Source organism: Sphingomonas sp. 4RDLI-65 (genome assembly GCF_049472435.1).
Classification (GTDB): domain Bacteria; phylum Pseudomonadota; class Alphaproteobacteria; order Sphingomonadales; family Sphingomonadaceae; genus Sphingomonas.
Genome location: NZ_JBCEBT010000002.1, coordinates 485,956 through 509,100, shown reverse-complemented (window position 1 = coordinate 509,100; position 23,145 = coordinate 485,956). Strand labels below are relative to the sequence as shown.

21 protein-coding genes are annotated in these 23,145 nt (G+C 66.6%); 14 read left to right on the top strand and 7 right to left on the bottom strand.

The features are described from left to right. Positions 1–64 precede the first annotated feature (64 nt). Positions 65–1,048 carry a LacI family DNA-binding transcriptional regulator gene (locus VH567_RS07405; RefSeq protein WP_423324614.1) on the bottom strand — a complete coding sequence of 328 codons (984 nt, stop codon included), beginning with the start codon at positions 1,046–1,048 and terminating at the stop codon, positions 65–67. 150 nt (positions 1,049–1,198) lie between these two features. On the opposite strand from VH567_RS07405, the gene VH567_RS07400 reads away from it, so the two are divergent. From VH567_RS07400 to VH567_RS07350, 11 genes are all read left to right on the top strand, one after another. Beyond that, positions 1,199–2,206, top strand: a complete 1,008-nt coding sequence (locus tag VH567_RS07400; protein ID WP_423324612.1) for a zinc-dependent alcohol dehydrogenase family protein — start codon at positions 1,199–1,201, stop codon at positions 2,204–2,206. A gap of 90 nt (positions 2,207–2,296) precedes the next feature. Beyond that, on the top strand, positions 2,297–2,779 hold the full coding sequence (smpB, locus tag VH567_RS07395; protein ID WP_055879372.1) for an SsrA-binding protein SmpB: 483 nt from the start codon (positions 2,297–2,299) through the stop codon (positions 2,777–2,779). A gap of 24 nt (positions 2,780–2,803) precedes the next feature. Beyond that, a complete protein-coding gene (locus VH567_RS07390; RefSeq protein ID WP_423325020.1) occupies positions 2,804–3,355 on the top strand; it encodes a DUF2062 domain-containing protein in 552 nt (183 codons plus the stop codon). A gap of 93 nt (positions 3,356–3,448) precedes the next feature. After that, entirely contained in the window at positions 3,449–5,527 is a 2,079-nt protein-coding gene (locus tag VH567_RS07385; protein WP_423324609.1) for a M13 family metallopeptidase, read from the top strand. A 177-nt stretch (positions 5,528–5,704) separates the two neighbouring features. After that, positions 5,705–7,756, top strand: a complete 2,052-nt coding sequence (locus tag VH567_RS07380) for a M13 family metallopeptidase (RefSeq protein WP_423324607.1) — start codon at positions 5,705–5,707, stop codon at positions 7,754–7,756. Positions 7,757–8,108: 352 nt separating this feature from the next. Then, positions 8,109–10,484 carry a response regulator gene (locus VH567_RS07375; RefSeq protein WP_423324605.1) on the top strand — a complete coding sequence of 792 codons (2,376 nt, stop codon included), beginning with the start codon at positions 8,109–8,111 and terminating at the stop codon, positions 10,482–10,484. 65 nt (positions 10,485–10,549) lie between these two features. After that, the gene (locus tag VH567_RS07370) at positions 10,550–10,900 is read left to right on the top strand and encodes a response regulator (protein ID WP_423324603.1); all 351 of its coding nucleotides are present in this window, start codon (positions 10,550–10,552) and stop codon (positions 10,898–10,900) included. A 237-nt stretch (positions 10,901–11,137) separates the two neighbouring features. Continuing rightward, positions 11,138–12,859, top strand: a complete 1,722-nt coding sequence (ilvD, locus tag VH567_RS07365) for a dihydroxy-acid dehydratase (protein WP_423324601.1) — start codon at positions 11,138–11,140, stop codon at positions 12,857–12,859. A gap of 127 nt (positions 12,860–12,986) precedes the next feature. After that, positions 12,987–13,394 (top strand): hypothetical protein, encoded by a 408-nt coding sequence (locus tag VH567_RS07360; protein WP_423324599.1) that lies wholly within the window; start codon positions 12,987–12,989, stop codon positions 13,392–13,394. Further along, entirely contained in the window at positions 13,391–14,881 is a 1,491-nt protein-coding gene (locus VH567_RS07355; protein ID WP_423324597.1) for an NAD(P)H-hydrate dehydratase, read from the top strand. Before VH567_RS07360 ends, VH567_RS07355 begins: the two co-directional genes overlap by 4 nt. After that, positions 14,878–16,086 carry a class I SAM-dependent RNA methyltransferase gene (locus tag VH567_RS07350; protein ID WP_423324595.1) on the top strand — a complete coding sequence of 403 codons (1,209 nt, stop codon included), beginning with the start codon at positions 14,878–14,880 and terminating at the stop codon, positions 16,084–16,086. Before VH567_RS07355 ends, VH567_RS07350 begins: the two co-directional genes overlap by 4 nt. Before the next feature lie 65 nt (positions 16,087–16,151). Here VH567_RS07350 and truA read toward each other — a convergent pair whose 3' ends face one another. Together truA and fmt are read right to left on the bottom strand one after the other, a co-directional pair. Next, positions 16,152–16,892 carry a tRNA pseudouridine(38-40) synthase TruA gene (gene truA, locus VH567_RS07345; protein ID WP_423324593.1) on the bottom strand — a complete coding sequence of 247 codons (741 nt, stop codon included), beginning with the start codon at positions 16,890–16,892 and terminating at the stop codon, positions 16,152–16,154. Further along, the gene (gene fmt, locus VH567_RS07340; protein ID WP_423324591.1) at positions 16,889–17,815 is read right to left on the bottom strand and encodes a methionyl-tRNA formyltransferase; all 927 of its coding nucleotides are present in this window, start codon (positions 17,813–17,815) and stop codon (positions 16,889–16,891) included. The genes truA and fmt overlap by 4 nt, the downstream gene beginning before the upstream one ends. Positions 17,816–17,868: 53 nt before the next feature. Between fmt and recR the strand changes: the two genes are divergently transcribed. The 3 genes from recR (at position 17,869) to rmuC (ending at position 20,772) form a co-directional block, all read left to right on the top strand. Then, complete coding sequence (gene recR / locus VH567_RS07335; protein ID WP_423324589.1) at positions 17,869–18,465, top strand: recombination mediator RecR; 597 nt, start codon at positions 17,869–17,871, stop codon at positions 18,463–18,465. A gap of 48 nt (positions 18,466–18,513) precedes the next feature. Next, entirely contained in the window at positions 18,514–19,038 is a 525-nt protein-coding gene (gene def / locus VH567_RS07330) for a peptide deformylase (protein WP_423324587.1), read from the top strand. A 375-nt stretch (positions 19,039–19,413) separates the two neighbouring features. After that, a complete protein-coding gene (rmuC, locus tag VH567_RS07325; RefSeq protein WP_423324585.1) occupies positions 19,414–20,772 on the top strand; it encodes a DNA recombination protein RmuC in 1,359 nt (452 codons plus the stop codon). A gap of 399 nt (positions 20,773–21,171) precedes the next feature. Here the strand turns inward: rmuC and rplI are convergent, their stop codons facing one another. The 4 genes from rplI to VH567_RS07305 form a co-directional block, all read right to left on the bottom strand. Further along, positions 21,172–21,768 carry a 50S ribosomal protein L9 gene (rplI, locus tag VH567_RS07320; protein ID WP_056050886.1) on the bottom strand — a complete coding sequence of 199 codons (597 nt, stop codon included), beginning with the start codon at positions 21,766–21,768 and terminating at the stop codon, positions 21,172–21,174. Positions 21,769–21,779: 11 nt separating this feature from the next. Further along, positions 21,780–22,004: a 30S ribosomal protein S18 gene (gene rpsR / locus VH567_RS07315; RefSeq protein ID WP_031393978.1), complete on the bottom strand. Its 225-nt coding sequence runs from the start codon at positions 22,002–22,004 to the stop codon at positions 21,780–21,782. 2 nt (positions 22,005–22,006) lie between these two features. Further along, a complete protein-coding gene (gene rpsF / locus VH567_RS07310; RefSeq protein WP_132739164.1) occupies positions 22,007–22,441 on the bottom strand; it encodes a 30S ribosomal protein S6 in 435 nt (144 codons plus the stop codon). 187 nt (positions 22,442–22,628) lie between these two features. Beyond that, positions 22,629–22,985 carry an RcnB family protein gene (locus VH567_RS07305; protein ID WP_423324582.1) on the bottom strand — a complete coding sequence of 119 codons (357 nt, stop codon included), beginning with the start codon at positions 22,983–22,985 and terminating at the stop codon, positions 22,629–22,631. Positions 22,986–23,145: the final 160 nt, after the last annotated feature.

The window sequence follows — 23,145 nt, the reverse complement described above, 5'->3', positions numbered from 1 at the left end:
CCAGAATCGCCTCCTACGCTTTTCGCAATCGATTGCAATAACCTTCCGCAATCGATTGCGAAATTCAGGCGGACTGTCGTGCGATCAGGCTCGGCGGCACGATCGCGGACTCCGCAGGCTCGCCCGCGATGCGCTTGAGCAGGCGGTCGACCATAAGACCGGCACCGATCGCCAGGTCCTGCCGGATCGTCGTCAGCGATGGTGAAGTATGCGCGGCAAGCGTCACGTCGTCATACCCGACGACGGCGGTGGTCCCCGGAACGTCGATCCCGGCCTCCGCCAGCGCACGCAGCACGCTCATCGCCGCGACGTCCGATGCCGCGAAGATCGCGTCTGGCGCGGGACCTTGCCCGAGCCGCTCGGCGACGGCCGCATGGACGATTTCCGGCATCATCGGCGTCGCCAGGACCTCGCACGCCAGACCCGCTTCGCCGGCGGCCGCGGCAAATCCCGCCAGCCGGTCCGCGAACTCCGGCGGGGCAGGGTCGCCGACGAACATCAGGCGTTTGCGCCCTCCCGCGATCACGCGCTCCGCTGCCATTCGACCGCCCGCGACATTGTCCGATCCGATCGTCAGGTGATGCTGGCCATCCCGGTGAGCCCCCCACACCACCAGCGGGCGATAGCGTTGCGCGACACGTTCGATCACCGCGAACTGGTCCGACTGGCCGACCAACAGCAGCCCGTCGATCCGCCCGCTGTCGACCACCCGTTCCAGCCAGTCGTCGGCATCCGGGATCACGCGCGACAACAGGATGTCATAGCCCCGCTCGACGAGCAGGTCGGCGAGGAACCCGAGCAGCGTCAGGAAGAACGGGTCGGTCAGATGCTGCGTCCGCGCATGCCCCAGCGGCAGGACGAGCCCGATCGCGCCGGTATTCTTCATCCGCAGGTTGCGCGCGAGCTGGTTGGGCCGAACGTCATGTTCGCGGGCGAGCGCCCGGATACGGTCGCGCGTCTTGGTGTTGACCGACGAATGCCCCGCGAGTGCACGCGAGACGGTAGCGGTCGAAACGCCCGCGAGCACGGCCAGATCGGCGAGTTTCATGGCGATGGGCTGTCTCGCGGTTACCAGATGGGACTGACAGCAATAGGATCACGCATCCTCCGCCGCAATCGACACCGGCCGGGCGCGCAACACCGGCCGGGGAGGGAGAGTTTGCCGGGCAGGCGCGTTGGAGCCGCAAAGGAGTCTGCGATGAAGGTCATGACGCTCCGGTCCCCGGCCGGTCTTGAAAATCTGCGGATCGAGGAGCGCGACGATCCCGGCGCACCTACGCCTGGCACGATCCGGGTGGCGCTGCACGGCAGTTCGCTCAATTTCCACGATCTCGGCGTCGCGACCGGAAAGTCGCCCAGTGCGGACGGTCGCGTGCCGCTGTCCGACGGCGCGGGCGTGGTCGAGAGCGTCGGTGAAGGCGTCACCGAGTTCGCCCCCGGTGATCACGTCGTCTCGTGCTTCTTCCCCGACTGGCAGGACGGCGCGCCGACGATCGGCGATTTCAGCCGCACCCCCGGCGACGGCATCGACGGTTTTGCACAAAGCCACGTCGTGCTCCCCGCCACCGCCTTCACCAAAGCGCCGGAAGGCTACGACCATGTCGAGGCCGCGACGATCACCACAGCCGGGCTGACGGCGTGGCGCGCGCTGGTGGTCGACGGCAAGCTGAAGGCGGGCGACACCGTGCTCCTGCTCGGCACCGGCGGCGTCTCGATCTGGGCGTTGCAGATCGCCAAGGCGATGGGCGCGACCGTCGCGATCACCTCCTCGTCGAACGACAAGCTGGAGCGCGCCAAAGGGCTCGGCGCCGATTTCACGCTCAACTACCGCGAGGAGCAGGACTGGGGCCGCAAGGTCGCCGATTGGGCCGGCGGACGCGGGGTCGATCACGTCGTCGAAGTCGGCGGCCCCGGCACGCTGGCGCAGTCGATCGATGCAGTCCGGGTCGGCGGCCACATCTCGCTGATCGGCGTACTGACCGGCCGTGGCGGCGAGGTTCCGACCGCCGCGCTGATGGCCAAGCAGGCGCGGCTGCAGGGCCTGATCGTCGGCAGCCGCCGCGAGCAGCAGGATTTCGTTCGCGCGCTGGAAGCGACCGGGATTCGCCCGGTGATCGACCGCCGCTTTCCGCTCGACGCGTTGGCGGATGCGTTCGCTTATGAGGCGAGCGGCGGGCATTTCGGCAAGATCGGCATCGAATGGTGACGCCGCTGTACGGAAATCGCAATCCGCATCGACACGATCGGCCCGCCACCGCTTCCCCTAAGCCCTCCGACCTCCTACATCGCGCGTCCCATGGCACGTCCCAAACCCCCGACCTTCGAGAAGACCAAGATCGTCGCCGAGAACCGGCGCGCGCGGTATGATTATTATATCGAGCAGGTGTTCGAGGCGGGCATCGCGCTCACCGGCACCGAGGTGAAGGCGCTGCGCGGCGGCGAGGGCTCGATCGCCGAGGCCTATGCCGAGGTGAAAGGCAAGAACGTCGTCCTGGTGAATTCGAACATCCCCGAATTCAGCCACGGCAACCGCTTCAACCATGAGCCCAAGCGCCCCCGCAAGCTGCTGCTGCACGAGCGCGAGATCAACAAGATGTTCGGCGCGGTCGCGCGCCAGGGCATGACGCTCGTGCCGTTGATGATCTACTTCAATTCGAAGGGCCGCGCGAAGATCGAACTGGCGCTCGCCAAGGGCAAGCAGAACCACGACAAGCGCGATTCGGTGAAGGAACAGGACTGGAAGCGCGAGCAGGGCCGGATCATGCGGGATCGCGGATAGCCTGTGTCGAAGGCGCCGGGCAGTATTTTCGGGCGCCTCGGGGCGTGGTCGCATCGCAATCTGCCGACCCGCGAATCGATGGAGCGGAACCGGCTGCTGCGCCCGGTCGCGCACCGCGTGCTCGCGCCCGAATTGTGGCGCTTCACCCGCCGATCGGTCCCGCGCGGTGTCGCGCTTGGCATGGTCGCAGGCATCCTGATCCCGGTCGCGCAGACGCCGGTTGCCGCGATCTTCGCGCTGCCGTTCCGCGCCAACGTGCCGACTGCGGCGCTCACCACCTTCATCACCAATCCGCTGACCACGCCGCCGCTCTGGATCGCCGCCTATTGGATCGGATCGTCCTTGCTGCGGCTCGACGAGCACGTCCCCGGCCAGCCCGTCGCCAACGCCACGGCGCGCACCGAATGGATCCCCTGGCTGATGCAGGCGGGGCCCGCCACCGCGCTTGGCCTGCTGGTCATCACGGTGGTCTGCTCGGTCGGCGGCTATGCGCTCAGCGCGCTCGGCTGGCGGTTGTGGATCGCGCGCAAGTGGCGGCACCGCCACGACAATCGCCCCGACACGCGCGGGTCGTAACAATCGTCACTATTATTGACCTAGCCGAATTGACGGACCGTCCTATCGGCGTAGAACACGCATCATCCAGACGATCTTTCTCCGAGGTTCTTGATGCGCAAGTCGATTGTTACCGTGATCCTGCTCGCGTCCGCCGCATCGGCTTTCGCCCAAACCGCCAGCCCTTCGACGACGTCCACGCCGACCCTCGCCAAGGCCGCCAAGGGCCCCGTTGCTCCCAAGGACGCCAATAAGCCGCAGATCGGCGATTTCGGCTTCGACATGGCGGGCCGCGATACCAGCGTGACGCCCGGTACCGACTTCTTCGACTATGCGAACGGTGGCTGGGTGAAGACCACGCCGATCCCCGCGGATCGCTCGTCCTACGGTATGTTCCACGTCCTCCAGGACCTGTCGCTCGAGCGTACCCGCACGATCCTCGACGGCGCCGCCAAGACGCCGGGCGACAAGGTCGGCGATTTCTACACCAGCTTCATGGACGAGGCCGCGGTCAACGCGAAGGGGGCCACGCCGGTCAAGCCGATGCTTGCCGCGCTGAAGGCGACCAAGGACAAGACCGCGCTCGTCACCGAAATCGCCAAGCTCCAGCGCCAGGGCGTCGGCGGTCTCGTCGGCGTCGGCGTCTCGCAGGACGACAAGGACCCGACCACCTACGTCGTCGAGTTCGGCCAGAGCGGGCTCGGCATGCCCGACCGCGATTATTACCTCAAGGACGACGCCAAGCTGGCGACCGCCCGTACCGCGTACCAGGCGTATCTCGCGCGCATGCTGACGCTGGCCGGTGAGCCGAACGCCGCAGCCCGCGCCGCCGCCGTCTTCGCGATGGAGAAGGGCCTCGCCACCGCGCACTGGACCCGCATCGAGAGCCGCGATGCCGACAAGCGCTACAATAAATGGACCGCCGCCGATTTCGCCGCCAAGGCACCCGGCTTCCCCTGGACGCAGTATATGACCGCGATGGGCGTCACCGGCCGTCCGTTCTACATCGTCGCACAGCCCAGCGCGGTGACAGGCGAGGCGAAGGTCTTCGCCGACACGCCGATCAACGTCCTCCAGGACTATGCGATGCTCAAGGTGCTGCGCGCCTACGCGCCGTATCTGTCGAGCGATTTCGACAAGACCAACTTCGCCTTTTACGGCACCACGCTGTCGGGCACGCCCGAGCAGCAGGTTCGCTGGAAGCGCGGCGTATCGACCGTGTCGGGCGCGATGGGCGAGGCGATCGGCCAGCAGTACGTGGCGAAGTATTTCCCGCCCGCGTCGAAGGCCGCTGCCGACGATCTGGTGAAGAACGTCATCGCGGCGATGGGCGAGCGCCTCAAGAACCTCGAATGGATGGCGCCCGAGACCAAGACCAAGGCACTCGCCAAGCTCGCCGCCTTCACGCCCAAGATCGGCTATCCCGACAAGTGGCGCGACTATTCTGCGCTGCAGATCCAGCGTGGCGATCTCGTCGGCAACGTCGCGCGCGCCAATGCGTTCGAATACGACCGCGACCTGAAGAAGCTCGGCCAGCCGATCGATCGCGGCGAGTGGTTCATGACGCCGATGACGATCAACGCCTATGCCAACCCGACGATGAACGAGGTGGTCTTCCCGGCCGCGATCCTCCAGCCGCCGTTCTTCGATCCGAAGGCAGACCCGGCGGTCAATTACGGCGGCATCGGCGCGGTGATCGGTCACGAGATCAGCCATCACTTCGACGACCAGGGCCGCAAATACGATCTCAACGGCAAGCTCACCGACTGGTGGACGCCGCAGGACGTCGCGCGCTTCAAGGTGTTCACGGATTCGCTGGTGAAGCAGTACGATGCGTACGAGCCCTTGCCCGGCCAGCACATCCAGGGCGGCCTGACGCTCGGCGAGAACATCGCCGATCTCGCCGGCCTCACGGTTGCCTACGACGCGTATCACAAGTCGCTCGGCGGCAAGCCCGCGCCGATCATCGACGGCACCACCGGCGACCAGCGTTTCTATTACGGCTGGGCGGGCGTGTGGCGCAGCAAGTTCCGCGACGCCGCGCTCCAGCAGACGCTCCTGTCGGACCCGCATTCGCCGGGCCACCAGCGCGTCCTGACGGTCCGCAACCTCGACCCGTGGTACGCCGCATTCGGTGCCAAGCCGGGTGAAGCCAGCTACCTCGCCCCCGCCAATCGCATCCGTATCTGGTAACTACGACCCCGCCGCATATCCCGACCGTGCACCTCCCCGGCGAAGGCCGGGGCCCAGTTGGGGGACGGGCGTAACGGCCGACTGCCCCTCGTCACCGAGATCTTTCCAACTGGACCCCGGCCTTCGCCGGGGAGGTGGTGTTGGTGGTTTGTGCCAACGAAATTCTAGGAGAACCCCGTGAAGTCCTTCATCGTCGCCGGCCTACTTGCCGCAACCGCCATCACCGGCGTCACCGCCGCCATCTCGCAAACCTCTGAACCAAAGCCCACTCCCGCACCCGCCGCCTCGACCGGCGCGCAATACGGAAGCTTCGGCTTCGACGAGAAGGGCATGGACAAGACCGTCCAGCCCGGCGACGATTTCTATAGCTACGCCAACGGCGCATGGGCCAAGAACACCCCGATCCCCGCTGACAAGGCGGCCTACGGCGCGTTCAACTTCCTGTCCGACCTGTCCGAGAGCCGCACCCGCGGCATCCTCGACACCGCCGCGAAGGACCCGAACTCGAAGATCGGCCGCGCCTATGCGACCTTCCTCGATACCGGCACGATCGAGGGCAAGGGCCTAGCGCCGATCAAGCCCTGGCTCGGCAAGATCGCCGCGCTGACCGATCGCGCCGGCTATCCCGCGCTCCTCGCCGAAGCCGACCGCGCCGGCATCCGCGGGCCGTTCGGCGGCGGCGTCGGCCAGGACGACAAGTCCCCTGAGCAATACGCACTCTCGCTCGGCCAGTCCGGCCTCGGCCTCCCCGACCGCGATTACTACCTCAGCGCCGACGCCAAGCTGGTCGAGGCGCGCAACGCCTATCGCGCGCACATCGTCAAGATGCTCACCCTCGCCGGCGAACCCAATGCCGAGGCCCGCGCCACCGCCTTGCTCGCGTTCGAGACCGAGATCGCCAAGGTCAGCTGGACCCGCGTTGACAGCCGCGACGCCACCAAGACCTACAACAAGATGACCGTCGCCGATCTCGCCAAGCGCGCGCCGGGCTTCGATTTCGTCGCCTATTTCAAGGGCATCGGCACGCCCGTCCCGACCGTCATCGTCGCGCAGCCCTCTGCGATCACCGGCATCGCCAAGCTCGTCTCGACCGCGCCGATCGGCGTGCTCAAGGACCAGCTGATCCTGCGCTCGCTCGACGGCTATGCCGACGTCCTCCCCAAGGCGTTCGACGCCGAGCAGTTCGCCTTCTACGGCACCGTCCTCGGCGGCACGCCGGAACAAGAGGCGCGTTGGAAGCGCGGCGTGCAGTTCACGTCGGGCGCGCTCGATGACGAGGTCAGCAAGCTCTACGTCGCACAGTATTTCCCGCCCGAAACCAAGGCCGCGGCCGACAAGCTCGTCAAGAACGTGCTCGCCGCGATGGGCCGCCGGATCGACAAGCTCGAATGGATGGCGCCCGAGACGAAGGTGAAGGCGCACGCCAAGCTCGCCGCCTTCACGCCGAAGATCGGCTATCCCAGCCAGTGGAAGGATTTCTCCGGCCTGACGATCACGTCGGGCGATGCGTTCGGCAACGAATGGCGCGCCAACGAATGGCAGCACCAGGACAACATCGCCAAGCTCGGCAAGCCGCTCCAGCGCTGGGAATGGGGCATGACGCCGATGACGGTGAACGCCTACGCCAATTTCGGCATGGTCGAGATCGTTTTCCCCGCCGCGATCCTGCAGCCGCCGTTCTTCGATCCGAAAGCCGACGACGCGGTCAATTACGGCGGCATCGGCGCGGTGATCGGCCATGAACTGAGCCATCATTTCGATGACCAGGGCTCGAAGTACGACGCGAAGGGCCAGCTCACCGACTGGTGGACGGCCAAGGACATCGCCGGCTTCAACGCGCTCACCGGCAAGCTCGGCGCGCAGTACGACGCCTACGAGCCGCTCCCCGGCATGCACGTGAAGGGTCAGCTCACGATGGGCGAGAACATCGCCGATCTCGCGGGTCTTACGGTGGCGTACGACGCGTACCACACGGCTTTGGGCGGCAAGACGGCACCGGTGCTCGACGGGTATACTGGCGACCAGCGCTTCTATCTCGGCTGGGCGCAGGTCTGGCGCCGCAACTACCGCGAAGCGAACCTTCGCAATCGCTTGCTGACCGATCCTCATTCGCCGTCGCAGCAGCGCGCCTGGGTCGTACGCAACCTCGACCCCTGGTACGCGGCGTACAAGCCGACCGCCGGGCAGAAACTGTACCTGACACCGGAACAGCGCGTCCGGATCTGGTAACGGATGGATGCACGCTTCGTGTTCCCCCGCGAAAGCGGGGGCCCAGGAGCCACAAGCGCCGTCCTCCGCAGTCCCTGGACCCCCGCCTCCGCGGGGGAACAGCAGGGCGGGCGAGGCAGCTCTACGCAAGCATCGGCGCAAATCATGGCACCACCCCGGCGGAGGCCGGGGCCCAATTGGAGGATGCCGCTGACGACGGACGGCGCTCCGTTACGACCACCTTTCCAGTTGGGCCCCGGCTCCGCCGGGGTGGTGCGGTCTTTGGGGACCGGCTTCGGCGATAAGAGTAGCGCCCCCCGCAATACCGCATCCCGCTTGACGCCCGGCCCCGCTTGAGCGGATGACTCCCCCGATGGCATCGTTCGCTTTATCCACTCCGGCCCGTAACGCCGCGCTCGTCGCTATCGCCTCGGGCGCTGCCGCCGCCGCGATCGTACTTCTGCTCGTCGGCAGCTGGATCGCCGCCGCCGGTTTCTTTGCCGCCGCCATCGTCGTCATTGGCGCGCTGATTGCCTGGCGCCTGCTCAACCCGGTCGCCAAGGACGCCCCGCGACCGGTCGACTGGGACCTGACGCGCACCGTCGCCGAAGCCGGCACCGACGCCATCGCCATCACCGACCGCGCCGGGCGGCTGGTTTGCGCCAACGACGCGTACGAAGCGTTGTTCGCAGGCTTCCCCACACCCCCCGGCCTCCCGCTCGACGAAGCCGGCATCGCCGCTCTCGCCGACGCCGGCCGCTCCGCGTGGCGTGACGGCACCGCGCAGGTCGAGCGCCTCAACACGCAGGGCATCCAGCTGTCCGCGCAGATCGCCCGCGCCGGCGACGATGCCGACATGCTCGTCTGGCGCTTCGTCACCGCGCAGGAACACGACCTTGCCGAGACGCTCGCCGCGCTGCTCGCCGGCCCGACCGGCGACCGGCTCGGCGGCAGCGGCATCATGGCGGCGTTGCTCTCCCCCGACGGTCGTGTGCGTTCCGCCAACCGCGTGCTGAGAGCGCGTGCGTGCGGCGACGAATACGACCCGGTCGAGGGCCGCGACTTCGCGCGCTTCCTGATCACCGACAGTCGCGGCCTCGTCCGGTTCGAGCGCGAAGGCCTCGAAGGCACGCCGCTCCGTGTCCTCCAGATCCCGTTCCTCGAAGGCGACGACGCGCCCGTATTGGTCGCGCTGCTCGACGACGAGGAAGACGCCCCCGCACTCGGCGCCAGCGCCTCCGCGCACGTCCGCAGCCTCGTCAGCATGATGCCGTTCGGGATGGCGCTGGTCGATCGCGATGGCCGCTTCCTGCAGATGAACGACTCGTTCCTGCGTGCGGCGGGCGTCAATTCGGTCGCGCCGCCACTCTATCCCGGCGACCTCGTCGTCCGCGAGGACAAGGCCGCGGTCGCCGACGCGATCCGCAAATTCGCCAACGGCGCGACGCACTCCGCCGACATGGCGGTTCGCCTGAAAGATCACCCTGACGAGCCGGTCGCGCTCACCATCGCCGGCGCGCGCGGCCTGGGCGATGCCGCCGTGCTCCTGAGCCTCAAGGACAATAGCGAGGAAAGCCGCCTCAAGCGCGAGGTCGCGCAGGCCACCAAAATGCAGGCGGTCGGCCAGCTCGCCGGCGGCGTCGCGCATGATTTCAACAACATCCTGACCGCGATCATCGGCCATTGCGACCTGATGCTGATGCGCCATTCGCCCGGCGACAGCGATTACGACGATATCCAGCAGGTCCGCACCAACTCGAACCGCGCCGCCAGCCTCACGCGCCAATTGCTCGCCTTCTCGCGCCAGCAGACGCTCCGTCCCCAAATCCTCCAGCTCCCCGACGTCGTCTCCGAAGTCTCGAACCTGCTGAAGCGCCTGATGGGCGAGAACGTCCGTCTCGACATGACGCACGGCCGCAACCTCGGCCCGGTCCGCGCCGATCCCGGCCAGCTCGAACAGGTCGTCGTCAACCTCGCGGTCAACGCGCGCGACGCGATCGTCTCGGCCAATGCGCGGGGTGGCGGCGTGCTGACGATCACCACGCGCTCGGTTCCCGCATCCGAAGTGCGCGAGATGGCGTCCGACATCCTGCCCGTCGCCGATTACACCGCGCTTGTCGTGCAGGACACCGGCACCGGCATCCCGCCCGACGTGCTGCCGAAGATCTTCGAGCCGTTCTTCACCACCAAGGAATTCGGCAAGGGCACCGGCCTCGGCCTCTCGACCGTCTACGGCATCGTCAAGCAATCCGGCGGCTACATCTTCGCCGACAGCAAGCCGGGGCAGGGCGCCACCTTCACCATGTACCTGCCGGTCCACGCCGCCCCCGCCGCAACGCGCGCGCCGGTGGTCAAGGCACCGCCCAAGCCGGTCGACCTCTGGGGCACGGGCACGATCCTGCTGGTCGAGGACGAGGACATGGTCCGCGCCGTCGCCGAACGTGCGCTCGCGCGGCAGGGCTATACCGTGCTCACTGCGGAGAATGGCGAAGTCGCGCTCGAAGTGTTGCAGAAACACGGCTGCCCCGACCTGCTCATCAGCGATGTCGTCATGCCGCAGATGGATGGCCCGACCATGGTCCGACATGCGCGCGAGAAATATCCGAACCTGCCGATCCTGTTCATGTCGGGCTATGCCGAGGAGCAGTTGCGCAAGTCGATCGATCTCGACAACGTCGCGTTCCTTCCCAAACCCTTCTCGGTCCAGGAGCTTGCCGAAGCGGCGCGGGACGTGCTGGCCGCGCGCTGAAACGAAGTCATATTGAATTGAACAAGATGTTGGCAAGTCGTAACAATCCCGACTATGCGGGCGATATGACCGCTCCCAAGCAGATCCTCATCGTCGAGGATGAACCGTTGATCGCCATGATGCTCGAGGATTTCCTCGAAGTATTGGACAAGGGAGTGGCGGGTTCGGTCGACACCGTCGCCGACGCATTGAAGCGGATCGAAGAAGGCGGCGTCGATGGCGCGATCCTCGACGTGAACCTTCGTGGTGGCGAGAAGAGCACCGCGGTTGCCGAGGCGCTGGCCGCCAAGGGCGTCCCCTTCGTCTTCGCGACAGGCGGCGGCGATGACGGCGTGGCCCCGGAATTCCGCGACCGCCCCCGGTTGCAAAAGCCTTTCACGATGGACGGCGTGGCGAAGGCGCTCGAAGGCCTTTAAGCCTCCTTCGCTGGCACGCCCCTCTTTCGCATCCTCCCCTGTCGGGGGAGGTGGCAGCGCATAGCGCTGACGGAGGGGTGACCCGCCCTCGATAGGCCATCACCCCTCCGTCGCTGCGCCACCTCCCCTTGCAGGGGAGGATCTGGGATGAACGCGAGGGACGCAGGCGTCGTCCCACCGAAAAATCGACGCAACTCTCTTGCGCAAATACCCCCTCCCGCGACATAGGCGTTCGCCATGACCCGCACATTCGATAAATCGCGCCTGCCGAGCCGCCATGTCTCCGTTGGTCCCGAACGCGCCCCGCACCGCAGCTATTACTACGCGATGGGCCTCGACGAGGAGCAGATCGCCCGCCCGTTCGTCGCGCTAGCCTCCGCCGGCAACAACTCCGCACCGTGCAACACCACGCTCGACGCGCAGGCCGACGCGGCGCAAGCCGGCGTCATCCAGGGCGGCGGCATGCCGCGCCGGTTCAACACCATCACCGTCACCGACGGCATTGCGATGGGCCACCAGGGGATGAAGGCCTCGCTGGTGAGCCGCGAAGTCATCGCCGACTCGGTCGAACTGTCGGTCCGCGGCCATTGCTACGACGCGATCGTCGCGTTTGCCGGCTGCGACAAGTCGCTCCCCGGCATGATGATGGCGATGCTCCGCCTCAACGTCCCCGGCATTTTCGTCTATGGCGGCTCGATCATGCCCGGCCGCTACGAGAACCGCGACGTCACCGTGGTCGACGTGTTCGAGGTCGTCGGCAAATACGCCGCCGGCGCCTGCCCGTTGTCCGAAGTCCACGCGCTCGAGAAGGTCGCATGCCCGGGCCACGGCGCGTGCGGCGGCCAGTATACCGCCAACACCATGGCCTGCGTCGCCGAAGCCATCGGCCTGTCGCTCCCCAACTCCAACATGGTCCCCGCGCCCTACAGCACGCGCGAGCAGATCGCCGTCGCCGCCGGTGCGCAGGTCATGGAATGCCTCGCCGACAATCTGCGCCCCCGCGACATCTGCACGCGCGAAGCCTTCATCAATGCCGCGCGCGTGGTGGCTGCGACCGGAGGCTCGACCAACGCTGCGCTGCACCTGCCCGCGATGGCCAGCGAAGCCGGCATCGACTTCGACCTGTTCGACGTCGCCGAGATCTTCAAGACCACGCCCTACATCGCCGACCTCAAGCCCGGCGGGAAATACGTCGCCAAGGACATGTACGAGGCCGGCGGCGTCTACATGCTGATGAAGACGATGCTCGGCGGCGGCCTGCTCGACGGCAATTGCAAGACCGTCACCGGCAGGACGCTCGGCGAGAATATCGACCAGGTGACGTGGAACCCCGACCAGAAGGTCATCTACGACATCGCCACGCCAATCACCCCGACCGGCGGCGTCGTCGGCCTGCGCGGCAGTCTCGCGCCCGACGGCGCGATCGTGAAGGTCGCGGGGCTCCACCGCCTGCAATTCTCGGGCCCGGCGCGTGTGTTCGATTGCGAGGAGGATTGCTTCGCCGCGGTCGAGAACCGCCTCATCAACGAAGGCGAAGTCATCGTTATACGCTACGAAGGGCCAAAGGGCGGCCCCGGCATGCGCGAGATGCTGTCGACCACCGCAGCGCTCTACGGCCTCGGCATGGGCGAGAGTGTCGCGCTGATCACCGACGGCCGTTTCTCGGGCGGTACACGCGGCTTCTGCATCGGCCATGTCGGCCCCGAAGCGGCGGACGGCGGCCCGATCGCACTCGTGGAGAATGGCGACATCATCCACATCGACGCCGAGGCCGGCACGATCGACCTCGACGTTCCCGAGGACGTGATGGCCTCGCGACGTGCGGCGTGGGTGCCGCGCACCAACGATTACGGCTCGGGTGCACTCTGGCGCTATGCGAAGACTGTCGGCCCCGCCTACAAGGGTGCCGTCACGCACCCTGGAGCGGCAGCCGAAACCCATGTCTACGCGGATATTTGAGCTCAGAACCGGTCGCGCCACCCGTGACATCACCCGTCACCCCAGCGAAAGCTGGGGTATCCCGCGTGGTGCGTGCAGCGACCCGAACGGGGATATCCCAGCTCGCGCTGGGATGATGGACTGTGGTTTGAAAGTCGGCTTCGGCAAGACATTGAGTCGCCTCCTTTGCCTCTCCCTCCTCCCGCTAGCGGCATGCGGTCCCGGCAAGCCATCCAGCACGCAGGTCGCAGCCGAGCAGACCAAGGAGGCCGCCGGCGACCTCCGCATCCCCTGCGCCCGCGGGACCGCCGCGCTCGAAACGGTCTGCACGATCGAACAGGCCAAGGGTGAGACTGGCCCGATCCTGACGATCCGCCACCCTGATGGCGCATTCCGCCGCCTGCTCGTCACCGACGACGGACGCGGCGTCGTCGCGGCCGACGGAGCGGAGGTCGCCAAGGTCGGCCTGATCGAGGGCAACGGCATCGAGGTGTCGATCGGCGACGCTCGCTACCGCCTCCCCGCAACCGTCAAGGGCGCAGCCAAGCCGTCATGATTCGCATCGACGGCCAGCCGATCCTGACCGCCGCCGAGATGCGTGCGGCGGAGGACGCGGTGATCGCCAGCGGCGTCTCGGTGGAAACGCTGATGGACCGCGCGGGCACGGCGATCGCGGGCGCCGTTCGCCGGTTGGCGGGCGCGAACGACGTCCTGATCCTCTGCGGCCCCGGCAACAACGGCGGCGACGGCTACGTCGCAGCGCGGGTGCTGGCCGAGATGGGGGTATCGGTCCGCGTCGCGGCGCTATCCGAGCCGAAGACGGATGCGGCGAAGTCGGCAAGGGCAGGGTGGTCCGGCCCGGTCGAGACACTGGCGGCGGCAAAACCCGCGCCGATCCTGGTGGATGCGCTGTTCGGCACCGGCCTGACCCGCCCGTTGGACTCCAGCCCTGTCCACCGCGGCAGCACCTCCCCGGCGGAGGCCGGGGCCCAGTTGGGCAACGCTATCGAGCACCCCGCCGGTTCGCCCAACTGGACCCCGGCCTCCGCCGGGGAGGTATCAGTGATCAGGCGCCTTCACGCCCTAGTCAAAGCCGCGCAACTCAGCATCGCCGTCGACCTCCCGAGTGGCTTAGCCACCGACTCCGGCAAAGCCCTCAGCGAACCGCCGGTCTTCAACCTCACCCTTGCGCTCGGCGCGGTAAAACCAGCGCACCTCCTCCAACCGGCCGCGCGCTATTGCGGCCAGATCCGTCTCCTCGACATCGGCGTTCCCACCGTCGGCCAAGCCGAGGTTCTTAAAACCCCAATCCTCCCGTCCCCGGGCCCAGACTCGCACAAATATACCCGAGGCATGGTCGCCGTCATCGCCGGCAGCATGTCCGGTGCCTCCGACCTTGCGGCGCTGGCGGCGATGCGCGCCGGTGCCGGCTACGTAACGCTGGTCGGCGATAGCGAAGGCCCGCCCCATGCACTCGTCCGCACGCCATTCTCCGACGCCGCGCTCGCCAACGACCGCATCGGCGCGCTCGTCATCGGCCCCGGTCTCGGCCGCGACGCCGACGCCAGGGCTCGCCTCGACGCCGCGCTGACCGCCGGCCGCCCGCTGGTCATCGACGGCGACGCGCTCCGCCTGCTCGACCCGGATCGGATCGCGGCGCTGGACAGGCCCGTCATCCTCACGCCGCACGCGGGCGAATTCGACGCGCTCTTCGGCAAATCCGACGCGGACAAGATCACGCGCGCCCGCAACGCCGCCGTCCGCGCCAATGCCGTCGTCGTCTTCAAAGGCGCCGACACCGTCATCGTCACCCCCGACGGCGACGTCCGGATCGCGCAAGGGGCCAGCGACTGGCTCTCCACTGCCGGCACCGGCGACGTCCTGGCCGGCGTGATCGGCGCAATGCTGGCGGCCAAGCTCGATCCGCTCGACGCCGCCTGCGCCGGAGTGTGGCTCCACGGTGACGCTGCCCGCCGATTGGGGCCCGCGTTTATCGCCGACGACTTGGCGGAAGCGCTCCGGTCGGCCAGAGCGTCGCTATGACCTCTGAAACGCCCCCCGATATAAACGCCGACACCATCATCCGCGTCGCGGCCCGCGGCGATGGGATGACCGCCGACGGACGCCACGCCGCCTTCTCGGCACCGGGCGACACGCTCACTGCCGACGGCACCGTGATCCCCGGTCCGCACCACCAGACTCCCCCCTGCGTACACTTCCCGACCTGCGGCGGCTGTCAGCTCCAGCATCTCGACGACCAAGCCTATGCCGAGTTCGTCACCGACCGCATCGCCTCCGCGCTCGACGGCCAGGACCTGTCCGCCCCGATCCGCACCCCACACATCTCCCCCGAACGCAGCCGCCGCCGCGCGACGCTCCACGCCGAGGGCAAGGGGGGCAAGATCACGCTCGGCTTCACCGCCGAGAAGGCGCACACGATCGTTGACATCAAGGAATGCTGGATCCTCGATCCGCGCCTGTTCGCGCTCGTCCAACCCTTGCGCCAGCTGCTCAAGCGCCTCAACTTCCGCCGCCGCGCCGACATTCACCTGACGCTCGCCGACCAAGGCGCCGACATCCTGATCACCGGGTTCGCGCCCGAAGGCCTCGCCGCCGCTGAAGCGCTGACCAAGTTCTGCGAAGACTACAAGATCGCCCGCGTAGCGTTCGACGACGGCCTCGGCCCCGAGACGCGCTGGGAGCCCGATGCGGTCACGATCACGCTGGGCGGCGTCCCCGTTCCGCTCCCGCCAGCCTCGTTCCTGCAAGCCACGCCCGACGGCGAGGCGGCGCTCACCGCCGCCGTCCTCGAAGCGATCGGCAAGCCCGCGACGGTCGCCGACCTGTTCGCCGGTCTAGGCACCTTCACGCTCGCGATCCCGGCCAAGGTCTATGCGGCCGAAGGCGCGCGCGACGCACTCGGCTCGCTGAAAGCCGCTGCGCACCGCACCCAGCGCCCCGTCTACCCCGAGCATCGCGATCTCTATCGCCGCCCGCTGACGGTAGCCGAACTCGATCGCTTCGACGCAGTAGTCATCGATCCGCCGCGCTCGGGTGCACGCGAACAGGCGACCGCGCTCGCCGAGTGCAAGACGCCAGTGATCGTCTACGTCTCGTGCAACCCGGCCAGCTTCGCGCGCGATGCGAAGGAACTGTGCGACGCCGGCTGGCGGATCGACTGGGTCCAGCCGGTCGGCCAGTTCCGTTGGTCGACGCATGTCGAGCTCGCCGCAAAGTTCGTCCGCTAGTCTCTTGTTCCCCCGCGAAGGCGGGGGCCAGACTGGACCCCCGCCTTCGCGGGGGAACATCCTTTCTAAGGGTAGACTGCACTCACGAAGAACAGCCCATCGGGCGGCGCATTCAGCCCCAGCATCGCCCGGTCCTTCGCCGCCAGCGCCTTCGCGACATCGCCAACCGCCCAACGCCCCATGCCCACCAGCGCAAGGCACCCGACCATCGACCGCACCTGATGATGCAGGAACGACCGCGCCGCCGCGTAGACGAACAGACGCTCCCCCTCGCGCACCACCTCGAGCCGATCGAGAGTCCGCACCGGACTATCCGCCTGACAATGCGCCGAGCGAAACGTCGTAAAATCATGCCGCCCGACCAGCGCCCCCGCAGCCTCCGCCATCGCCCCCGCATCCAGTGCCTGAGGCACCTGCCAAGCCAACCCAGCCTCGAACGTCAGCGGCGCGCGCCGGTTGACGATCCGATACTCGTAAGAGCGCCCGACACACGAAAACCTTGCATGCCAATCGTCGTCGACCACCTCGCACGCCAGCACCGACACCGGCGCCGGCTTCACCAACGCATTCAGCCCCTCCATCAACCGAAACGCCGCGAGCGGCTTTTCGATATCGACATGCGCGCGCATCGCCATCCCATGCACCCCCGCATCGGTCCGCCCCGCCGCCTGCACAGAGGCGGTCTCGCCGGTCATCTTCAGCACCGCGGCTTCCAGCGCCGCTTGCACGCTCGGCCCGTGCTTCTGCCGCTGCCAGCCCATGAACGGCCGCCCGTCGAACTCCACCGTCAACGCGAACCGCGTCAAAGCTGCGTCCCCGACGGGATCGCAAACCCACGCAGCAATTCCGTGGCCGAGGTCACCCCGCGTCCCGCCCGCTGTACCAAGGTCGGCCGGATCGCCCCGTCGCCGCACCCGATCGTCAGCTCGGCATTGACCGTCAGCCCCTCGCACCCAAGAAACGTGAACGGCAGTACGTCCGCCGCCAGCACCTTCACCCGCTCGCCGGCATGCTCGAACCACGCCCCCGGCGCCGGGTTCATCGCGCGCACCAGCCGCTCGACCTCGGTCGCCGACCGCTCGAAATCGATCCGCGCCTCTGCCTTCTCGATCTTCGCCGCATAGGTGACGCCCTCCTCGGGCTGCGGCCGGGCAGGGTAGGCGTCGAGATTAGCCAGCACCTCGACCATCAGCCGAGCCCCCATCGCCGACAGCTCGGCGGTTAAGTCTCCCGCCGTCTTACCGACGATCGGCGTCCGCCCCTCGAGCCGGACCGGCCCGGTATCTAGCCCCGCCTCCATCTGCATGATCCCGACCCCGGTTTCGGCATCGCCCGCTAGGATAGCCCGCTGCACCGGCGCCGCCCCGCGCCACCGCGGCAACAGCGACCCATGCACGTTCAGGCACCCGAACCGAGGCGCTTCCAGCACCGCGCGCGGCAGGATCAGGCCATACGCCGCGACCACCGCAACATCCGCGTCCAAGGCGGCAAACGCTTCGCGAGCCTCCAGCCCCACCGGCAAAGACGCCTTGAACGACACCGGCGTCCGCACCTCGATCCCGAGCGCCTCCGCCCGAACCTGCACCGGCGACGGCACCAGCTCGCGCCCACGCCGCCCGCCCGGTCGCGCCGGCTGGCAATACGCCGCCACCACGTCATGCCCCGCCGCGACGAGGGCCTCCAGCACCGGCACTGCGAAGTCCGGCGTTCCCATGAAGATGATCCGCATGGCCCTCTCGAACACGCTGGCGGGGAGCCGCGCAACCCCCTATCTGTTCCGGTATGGCATCCCCCGAGATCGAGGCGCTGACGCAGGCGCTGGCCCGGCTCCCCGGCCTCGGCCCCCGGTCTGCACGTCGCGCCGTGCTGCATCTGCTCAAGAAGCGCGACGCCGCCCTGGGTCCTTTGCGCGAGGCACTGACCGCGGTCGACGAGCGGCTGGAGAACTGCACGACCTGCGGCAACGTCGACACCACCAACCCGTGCGCGATCTGCGCCGACCCCCGCCGCGACCAGCGCGCGCTCTGCGTCGTCGAGGAAGTCGCCGACCTCTGGGCGCTCGACCGCTCCCGCCTGTTCCCCGGCCGCTTCCACGTCCTCGGTGGCCGCCTGTCCGCGCTCGAAGGCATCCGCCCCGAGGATCTCAGCATCGACAGCCTCGTCCGTCGCATCGAAGCCGGCGGCATCGACGAAGTCGTCCTCGCGATGAACGCCACGCTCGAAGGCCAGACCACCGCGCACTACATCGCCGAGCGCATCGAACGCTTCCCCGTCCGCGTCACCCAACTCGCGCACGGCCTCCCGGTCGGCGGCGAACTCGACTATCTCGACGAGGGCACGCTGGCGCAGGCACTAAGAGCCAGAAGGCCAATGGCTTGACGCCCATCGGCTTGACGTGATGCCCACGCGTACCTTAGCGGACGCGCTATGACCGTCATGACCGTTCTCGAAGTCCCCGATCCCCGCCTGCGTCTCGTCGCGCAAGCCGTGGAGACGGTCGACGACTCCATCCGCACGCTCGTCGCCGACATGATCGAGACGATGTACGACTTCAACGGCATCGGCCTCGCCGCGACCCAGGTCGGCGTCCAGAAGCGCGTCCTCGTCATCGATCTCCAGGAGGAGAAGGACGAGGACGACAAGCCGATCAAGAACCCCAAGGCGTACATCAACGCCGAGATCCTGTCGGTCAGCGACGAGATGTCGACGTACAACGAAGGGTGCCTCTCGATCCCGGAGCAGTATGCCGAGGTGGCGCGCCCGGCGCGGTGCCGCGTGAAGTGGCTCGACGAGACCGGTGCGGCGCATGAGGAGGATTTCGACGGGTTGCTGTCGACCTGCATGCAGCATGAGATCGACCACCTCGACGGTGTGCTGTTCATCGACCACATCAGCCGCCTCAAGCGCGACATGGTGCTGAAGAAGCTGGCGAAGCAGCGCAAGCTGGGGTGAGCGAGCTTGGGTGTTGCGATTGTGTAGCCATCCGCGCGCCTAGCAAGTTACCACCCCGGCGAAGGCCGGGGCCCAATTGGGGGACGTCGCCGACTGAGCGCAATCCCTCGTTACTGCGACCTTTCGAATTGGGCCCCGGCCTCCGCCGGGGTGGTGCTATTCCGCGAGGATATGGAGCCGCTCCATCCTAGTTCCCCCGCGAAGGCGGGGGCCCAGGACCACAAGCGCTAGCGCCCGTAACCCTGGACTCCCGCCTCCGCGGGAGAACGATATTCTGATTGTCCTGCATCAATCGTTCAACGTATGTTCTCACCATGACGTATCGAACCCCACCTCAAATGCCCATGATCCGTGCGCTCGCTTCGGTGACGGCGCATGGCTGAGTTCGCCATTATCGCCGTCCTAGCCCTAGCTGCCGGCATCCTCCTAGGCTGGCTCCTGGCCTCCCGCCGAGCCGCCACCCTAGCCAGCGAACTCGCCGTCGCGCAGACCAAGGTCGCCGACGTCGACCTCATCCGCACCACCCGCGACGCAGTCGAACGCGAACGCAACGAAGCGCAGCGAGACCTTGCTCGTCTCCAGGCTCAGAGCGAAGAACGCCAGGCCGCGCACTTGGTCACGCTCCGCCAGCTCAAGGACGCCAACGACGCGATGACCGCGCAGTTCGGTGCCGCCGCCGCCAAGGCGCTCGAGGTCGCGCAGGCGCAGTTCCTCGAACGCGCCGACGCGCGCTTCCGCCAGTCGGAGGAATCCGCCGGCCTCAACCTCAAGTCGATGCTCCAGCCTGTCAGCGACCGCCTGCAACGCTACGAAGAAGGCGTCGCCAAGGTCGAAGCAGAGCGCCGCGACGCGTTCGGCGACCTCAAGGGCCAGATCGAACAGATGCGCCTGGGTCAGGAAAAGGTCTCGACCGAAGCCGCCAAGCTCGTCAATTCCTTGCGCAACGCCCCGAAATCGCGCGGCCGCTGGGGCGAGCAGCAGCTCAAGAACGTCCTCGAAACGTGCGGCCTCAGCGAACACACCGACTTCCAGACCGAAGTCAGCGTCGCGGTAGGTGACGACGGCGCCCGCCTCCGCCCCGACGCGATTGTCAAAGTACCAGGCGGCCGGAGCCTTGTTATCGATGCCAAAGTTTCGCTGAATGCTTATCAAGATGCGTTCGGCGCGGTTGACGAGGCAGAGCGGGAGATCGGATTGCGGTCACATGCCGCGTCTATGCGCGCTCACGTAAACAGTCTCGGACAGAAGGCGTATTGGAACCAGTTTGCTGATGCGCCAGACTACGTCGTCATGTTCGTGCCCGGCGAGCATTTTCTATCTGCTGCGTTAGAATATGATCCAACGCTTTGGGATTATGCGTTCGATCAGCGAGTATTGTTATCAACGCCGACCAATCTGATCGCCATAGCTCGTACTGTGGAGGCTGTTTGGCGTCAGGAAAAAATGGCTAAGCAAGCTCAGCAGATCGGGATGCTTGGCAAGGAAATGTACGAGCGCCTTGCCAAGGTCGCAGACGACCTGCGGAAGGTTGGCGTCGGCCTCAACAGCGCGGTGAAGAACTTCAACGGCTTCACCAACTCGTTCAACGGCCGCTTGATGGTAACCGGCCGGAAGTTCCGCGACCTGAACATTGAGACCGGCGCGCGTGATCTAGAAGATGTGTCGTCGGTAGACGCGCTAGCGCTAGGCGAGGGGCCAGCGCTGATCGAGAAGCCGGAAATCGTCGAAAGCTGACATTGCTTCCACACCACCCCGGCGAAGGCCGGGCCCAATTGGGAGCGGCGTCAACTAAGCGCAGGACGTCGTCACTACGACCTTGCCAATTGGGCCCCGGCATCCGCCGGGGTGGTGGTGCAGGGTGGCTTCCTCCGCACCGAAAACCGATCGGTACAAAATTCGTTCACCTCCCGGAAACCTTTCCCGACCCCGCGCATTAACCCGGCAACATCTCCAAAGAGTCAGCCGGTCATGAAAACCCTAGTCCCCGTCCTCTGCGCCCTGATCCCCTTCGCCGCCATGATCGGCGCCTGCGTCACCTGCCCCTAATAACCGTCGCGCAGACACAAAAGAAAAGGCCCGCCCGGATCACTCCGGGCGGGCCTTTCTATGCAAGCCAAGAAGGAAGCGAAGGGATCAACCCTGCGCTTCTTCCTCCTGGTCGCGCGGAGCTTCGGCGGTCGCGCCTGGCTCTGCGTTCGGATCGTAATCCTCGACGAAGCCAGCCTCGTCGCGCTCGAACATCGACGACATCACGTCGACGCCCGAAGCCTGCATCTCGGCCTCTTCAGGCGAGCGAGCGACGTTGACCTTGACGGCCACCGACACTTCAGGGTGCAGCGATACCTTGACGGTGTAGACACCGATCGCCTTGATCGGCTTGTCGAGCACGATCGCCGACTTGCCGACCTTGTGACCGTCGGCCACCAGCGCATCGACCAGATCGCGAACCGCGACCGAACCGTAGAGCTGACCGGTGTTCGACGCCTGACGGATCAGGGTCACGGTCGCGTCGTTGAAGGTCTTCGCTTCGGTCTCGGCATCGCTGCGACGCGATGCGTTGTCCGATTCGATCTTCGCACGGTTCGACTCGAACACCTTGCGGTTGGCTTCGTTCGAACGAAGCGCCTTCTTGTTGGGAAGCAGGAAGTTACGCGCGTAACCGTCCTTGACCTTCACCACGTCGCCGATAGCACCAAGCTTTTCGACGCGCTCAAGCAGAATGACGTCCATGTGGGCGCTCCTTACTTAACGATGTAGGGCAGCAAGCCCAGATGACGCGCACGCTTGATGGCTTGAGCCAGTTCGCGCTGCTTCTTTGCGGCCACCGAAGTGATACGCGACGGGACGATCTTGCCACGCTCGGACACGAAGCCCTGCAGCAACCGGACGTCCTTATAGTCGATCCGGGGAGCGTCTTTTGCGGAGAACGGGCAGCTCTTGCGGCGGCGGAAGAATGGACGTGCCATGATTATTCAGCTCCCTCTTCGCGGTCACGACGGGGACCACGGTCCGGACGATCGCCACGATCGGGACGGTCGCCACGGCCACCCTCACGGTCGCCACGACGCTCGCGGTCACGATCCTGCTTGCGCATCATCACGGTCGGGCCCTCTTCGAGGGTGTCGACCTTGACCGTCATGTAACGGATGATGTCTTCGTTGATCTGGGTCTGGCGCTCCAGCTCTGCGATCACGCTGCCCGGGGCATCGATCTCGAGCATCACATAGTGCGCCTTGCGGTTCTTGGCGATCTTGTACGCCAGCGAACGCAGGCCCCAGTTCTCGGTCTTTACGACCCGACCTTCGTTGTCGTTCACGATCTTGGTGGCGATTTCCGCCAGTGCGTCCACCTGCGCTTGTGCCAGATCCTGGCGCGCAAGGAACACGTGCTCGTAAAGAGCCATGTCTTGTCCTTCGTCTTGGCCGATCGCTGATACACGCCCCATGCGTGCACCCCTCCGGCTGTCGTCTTAGAAAACGGCGTCTAGAATGCAAACAGGGGCGAGAGACGCGAATCTCTCACCCCGGTTGCAATGGGCCTTAGCCGATTATCCGGCAAAGGCAAGGTAATGGTAGGTGTTACCGGCCCGATTACCGAAACGCGCCGCCACGAACCTGGACCACGTTGCCGCGACCGTTGATCAGCAGCGCGTCGTTGCCCGAGCGAACCCACTGGCTGCCACGCGGCGGGGCGGCGAGGCGATAGTTGCGATACGTCGTGATCACCCGGTAGTTCTGCGCATAGCGGCGATCGAAGCGCTGGCCGGCGCGCCAGTTGCGATACTGGTTCGGGCGGACGACGGTCTTCTTGGTGACGACGGTGCGGCCATTGTTGTTCTGGCGCACGGTGGTCACTTCGCGACGCTGCTGTGCCTCGGCCGGGGCTGCGGCGAGCAGCGGGCTGGCGACGAGGGTAGCGGCAACTGCGCTGAGGATGAACTTCTTCATGAGTAATCTCCCGTTTGAAACACGGCGCCGTTGTGCGGCGTCATCCCTAATCTGGGACCGGATTGTCGCAGGTGCATGTCGCATCGGTCGCGAAATGGTCGCCATTTGTCGCAAACGCACGGGCTTCGTTCAGGTTCGCGCAGTTGCAACTCAGCCCGCA

Bases quoted from the DNA above. Each gene is read 5' to 3' on its own strand.
- VH567_RS07405 (WP_423324614.1), bottom strand. From the start codon at position 1,048: ATGAAACTCGCCGATCTGGCCGTGCTCGCGGGCGTTTCGACCGCTACC.
- VH567_RS07400 (WP_423324612.1), top strand. From the start codon at position 1,199: ATGAAGGTCATGACGCTCCGGTCCCCGGCCGGTCTTGAAAATCTGCGG.
- smpB (WP_055879372.1), top strand. From the start codon at position 2,297: ATGGCACGTCCCAAACCCCCGACCTTCGAGAAGACCAAGATCGTCGCC.
- VH567_RS07385 (WP_423324609.1), top strand. From the start codon at position 3,449: ATGCGCAAGTCGATTGTTACCGTGATCCTGCTCGCGTCCGCCGCATCG.
- VH567_RS07375 (WP_423324605.1), top strand. From the start codon at position 8,109: ATGGCATCGTTCGCTTTATCCACTCCGGCCCGTAACGCCGCGCTCGTC.
- VH567_RS07370 (WP_423324603.1), top strand. From the start codon at position 10,550: ATGACCGCTCCCAAGCAGATCCTCATCGTCGAGGATGAACCGTTGATC.
- ilvD (WP_423324601.1), top strand. From the start codon at position 11,138: ATGACCCGCACATTCGATAAATCGCGCCTGCCGAGCCGCCATGTCTCC.
- VH567_RS07355 (WP_423324597.1), top strand. From the start codon at position 13,391: ATGATTCGCATCGACGGCCAGCCGATCCTGACCGCCGCCGAGATGCGT.
- VH567_RS07350 (WP_423324595.1), top strand. From the start codon at position 14,878: ATGACCTCTGAAACGCCCCCCGATATAAACGCCGACACCATCATCCGC.
- fmt (WP_423324591.1), bottom strand. From the start codon at position 17,815: ATGCGGATCATCTTCATGGGAACGCCGGACTTCGCAGTGCCGGTGCTG.
- recR (WP_423324589.1), top strand. From the start codon at position 17,869: ATGGCATCCCCCGAGATCGAGGCGCTGACGCAGGCGCTGGCCCGGCTC.
- def (WP_423324587.1), top strand. From the start codon at position 18,514: ATGACCGTCATGACCGTTCTCGAAGTCCCCGATCCCCGCCTGCGTCTC.
- rmuC (WP_423324585.1), top strand. From the start codon at position 19,414: ATGGCTGAGTTCGCCATTATCGCCGTCCTAGCCCTAGCTGCCGGCATC.
- rplI (WP_056050886.1), bottom strand. From the start codon at position 21,768: ATGGACGTCATTCTGCTTGAGCGCGTCGAAAAGCTTGGTGCTATCGGC.
- rpsR (WP_031393978.1), bottom strand. From the start codon at position 22,004: ATGGCACGTCCATTCTTCCGCCGCCGCAAGAGCTGCCCGTTCTCCGCA.
- rpsF (WP_132739164.1), bottom strand. From the start codon at position 22,441: ATGGCTCTTTACGAGCACGTGTTCCTTGCGCGCCAGGATCTGGCACAA.
- VH567_RS07305 (WP_423324582.1), bottom strand. From the start codon at position 22,985: ATGAAGAAGTTCATCCTCAGCGCAGTTGCCGCTACCCTCGTCGCCAGC.